This window comes from Nostoc sp. (genome assembly GCF_036916655.1).
Lineage (GTDB): Bacteria > Cyanobacteriota > Cyanobacteriia > Cyanobacteriales > Nostocaceae > Nostoc.
The window spans coordinates 1-3463 of record NZ_JBALFY010000097.1 but is presented as its reverse complement, the minus strand read 5'-3'; the positions used below and the strand labels follow the sequence as shown (position 1 = coordinate 3463).

Here is a 3463-nt window from a genome sequence, read left to right as displayed (position 1 = left end):
GGGGTCATGCTTAAAACTGCTGAAATTCATGTGCAATAGACATTTTGACAGTTTTTGACCCCTATTTTTTTTCGGCTTGTGAGAAATCCGGGCTTGGAGTGACGATTACTATAGTTTTGATATTGAAACTGCATTAGAACAAGTGGGCTTTGAGAAAGCAGTTACAATTGCTAGCGATCCTCGTCATCGTACTATTATCAGCCGAAAACCAAAATTGGCGTAGACATCGCCTAAAGCATCGACACGAGAGCAAGGCTATCAAGAGCAATGAGCAATGCTCTAGTTTATTATTGGACTTCTTTGTATCAATTTCTCTGTTTTACACTAACTTAAGCGCATAACAGCTAAATCATACCTAGTGAAACTTTTAAAATATCCTCTTAAACTAAATTAAAATTTCCCACTATTCAGAAAGTGTAAAATATGTTGAGATGTGATTTTTGGCTGTTCAATTTGAGGGGTATGACTGCAATTTTTGAGCAATATTAGTTGAGAGTTGACAATAGATTTCTGAAATTTTTCTGCATCTTCAGATGGCAGCATATCATCAGTTTCTCCCCATAAAATGAGTGTTGGTTTGTCAACTTGGGCAATTCTATTTGCTAATTCACTATAACCACCAGATTTTACATAAGAAATCATGGCATCATTCCAACCAGGCATTTCTTGGTGTAACATGGCACATTGAATAGCCAAAAGTATTTTGGTATCTAGATTAGGTAAGATACTACATATATTTAATGCTAAGATGTGGCGTTGACGTAGATATTCCACAGCCAAGAAATCAAAAGGAGGAAACAAGTATTTGGTAAAGACGGGAGAACTAGTGTAACCTAAACTATTAATCAATATTAGTGATTTTACAACTTGAGGGTAAGTAAGAGTAAAGTTAATTGCAGTTGCACCTCCAATTGATGCGCCCACTAGTGTTATCGGTCTGTTGATTAAAGTTTTCCAAAAATCGTAAAGGTGAATTCTGATTGTAGTTGGACTGTAATTTATTTCTTTTTGCCTTTGTGTAAAGCCAAAACCTAACAAATCTACTGCCCATGTTTCATTTTGAGTAGCAAGTAATGGCAACAGAAGACGGAACTCTAGGATGGAACTGTCAAAACCGTGTAGCAGCAGAATTGGTGTTCCCCCACTACCTTTTTGAATATAGGTTGTGAGGATTTGGTTTTGGCTCAGGGAGGTTGCAAGAGCAATTCTCTCAATACTTTGGGCAAAAGCGATCGCTTTTGGGTCTGTTAATTGATTAACTTGTGATGGGAGAAAATTAGTCAACATTACTTTTCACTCCAAACTAATTTTCCACAACCCATCTAGCGCATTGGATTGTTGCAATTGACTATCACTGCTGCCAAACCAATTATTGTCATACACCAAGCCAACACTGAACGTGCTACTTACAGGATATTGCCCTATTTTTCCAAAACCTTCAATATTGTTTGAGTCAGTAATTACCTGTTGGTTCAACTGTATAGTTGTTTGGTTGCCGTCATCAAAGTAAATTGTGGCCCGCTTGTTGTGAAAGCTGACCTGAACGAGAGTAAAGACCACCAGTTGCATAATAGTAAGCTCTAGCAGGCAGCTTTTGACCATCAATATTTTGCCCTTTGAACTCAACTGCCATTGCAGGCGTGCCTAGCAGCAACAAGGCTGGTAGGACTAACCTTAAAACTTTCATTGGTACTAACAATCACTTTCAATAAAACTATTTTCTACTTTAAAACATAAAAATAATTTGTGAGTTAACTAGCGATCGCTTGGCTGAAATTGGGAATCCTAAAGTAAGTAAGAGTGACTTTTAGTACAAATGGTTTTTAAACTTCGCTTGATTGGCGTTTGTCACAGCTACATCACATGGCATTACCAGCGCAGAACACTGCCCATACAAGAAGAAGAAACCCCAGTCGTTACAACGGGGAACGAAATCATGGTACAGATTGCTGATGAATGCGAAAAGTACGGGTTTGAAATCCTAAACGATGGTATCTACGACCACGATCAAAAGCTTGGCGAAGTAGACTGTACTAACAGCAGATGGTGGGTTGTTCGAGCAACTTCAGTGCATCAGCAGGAAGTTCCGTGTGATTCTGCGAGGGAAGCGGTGTGGGTATTATCGATGGTAGAACTGACGCAACCATCTAGTGAGGAACTGCTGGATAAGCCGTTTGATCGACTAACAGCTAATGATAGGAACAGCTACGGAAATATCAGTCACCCTCAGACGAGCCTCTTGATTGCGGTAGGTTTACAGACTTTGACTTGGCGCGGATAGAGGAAATAGCGGCGTAAGAAAATCAGAAGGCGTGATCGAAATCTACATCGGTCGCGCCTGCTGGTTTCTGTTTTTAGCTACGCCTCTTTGAATAGATGACGAGATGACACAGCGATACCGCTAAAATTGTAGTTGAGGATGTCAGCAAGGAGGTTTAAATGACAGACGATGTTAGATTTGACGATATTTACCTACGCCTCAATGAACTGACACAAGATGTTACAAACCTAAAAATTCAAGCAGGAACCATTGGAACATCTCAAACTGCCATCGCTCAGACAATGACGTTGGCAACTGGTTTAGCTTCGGATATGCGGCAAGTGAAAGCAGATATTAGAGAAATGAAATCTGATCTGAGAAACTTAAACGCAGGCTTAGAAGAAGTTCTCAGGTTATTGCGTCAGAGGAACAGCCCAGAAGAATAATTTAATTAATACAAATTACCAAATTTTGAGGCGCTTTTGTAGTAACAAGAGCGCTGTTTTATTAGCTCTGCACTTGATACATCTGAAATCAACGGCTTCGCCAATGTGAAAGTGAAATGTATTGGTATTGAACAATGAACCCTCAAGAAAATGCTGAACTACTTGCTGCCTTAATGCGCCAGGAAGAATTACTTAAGCAGTTAGTCGCAGCAATCAATAAGCCAAAACTGGGATTGCACTCTGATGCTGGCAATTGCAAAATCTACTGCAATCGTCAGCACGGGGGACTGTGGTACATACTAAATGGTGAACCGAGTAATGTCCCTCAAACTGCCTTAACTGGATATCTTAAAGAACTACGGTTTGAGAATACAGAACGCCGCAAAAAAGAAACCTGCAAGTTACTGATAACTATGCAAGCAGACCGGACGTATATCTTAGAATCCGGTTATGATACTCACTTTTCTAAAAGCTTGTTAACCGCGATCGCAACTCTTACTCCAGAACAACTATATTCTCCGATTACACTACAGCCGACTCCAGGGACGACAGATGAAAGCGTCTTATTCTGTCGGGTATGGGTTGGGTCGGAATTAGTCATGGCATCCTACAACGAAGAAACGAACTGGCGTGAGGTCAGTAAACAAGCAATTGCTGTAACAAAAGCTGCTCTTGAGATGGCGTTTTAGTCCTAAAGATGAAGTAAGGCAGGTAAATCCTGCCTTGTGCGTCACTAAAATCAGCTTCATTCATGAAT

At 40.2% G+C, this 3463-nt stretch carries 5 protein-coding genes; 3 read left to right on the top strand and 2 right to left on the bottom strand.

The annotated features are described in order from the left end of the window. Positions 1-390: 390 nt before the first annotated feature. Together V7L31_RS25970 and V7L31_RS25965 are read right to left on the bottom strand one after the other, a co-directional pair. On the bottom strand, positions 391-1287 hold the full coding sequence (locus V7L31_RS25970) for an alpha/beta fold hydrolase (RefSeq protein ID WP_334698937.1): 897 nt from the start codon (positions 1285-1287) through the stop codon (positions 391-393). A gap of 6 nt (positions 1288-1293) precedes the next feature. Continuing rightward, positions 1294-1569, bottom strand: coding sequence for a hypothetical protein (locus V7L31_RS25965; protein WP_334698936.1), 276 nt, complete (start codon positions 1567-1569; stop codon positions 1294-1296). Between the two features lie 247 nt (positions 1570-1816). Between V7L31_RS25965 and V7L31_RS25960 the strand changes: the two genes are divergently transcribed. The 3 genes from V7L31_RS25960 to V7L31_RS25950 all read left to right on the top strand — a co-directional run bounded on the left by V7L31_RS25960 (position 1817) and on the right by V7L31_RS25950 (position 3395). Further along, positions 1817-2281 carry a hypothetical protein gene (locus V7L31_RS25960; RefSeq protein ID WP_334698935.1) on the top strand — a complete coding sequence of 155 codons (465 nt, stop codon included), beginning with the start codon at positions 1817-1819 and terminating at the stop codon, positions 2279-2281. 158 nt (positions 2282-2439) lie between these two features. Beyond that, positions 2440-2706 carry a hypothetical protein gene (locus tag V7L31_RS25955; RefSeq protein WP_138506138.1) on the top strand — a complete coding sequence of 89 codons (267 nt, stop codon included), beginning with the start codon at positions 2440-2442 and terminating at the stop codon, positions 2704-2706. 134 nt (positions 2707-2840) lie between these two features. Continuing rightward, positions 2841-3395, top strand: coding sequence for a hypothetical protein (locus tag V7L31_RS25950; RefSeq protein WP_334698934.1), 555 nt, complete (start codon positions 2841-2843; stop codon positions 3393-3395). The last annotated feature ends 68 nt before the right edge of the window (positions 3396-3463 follow it).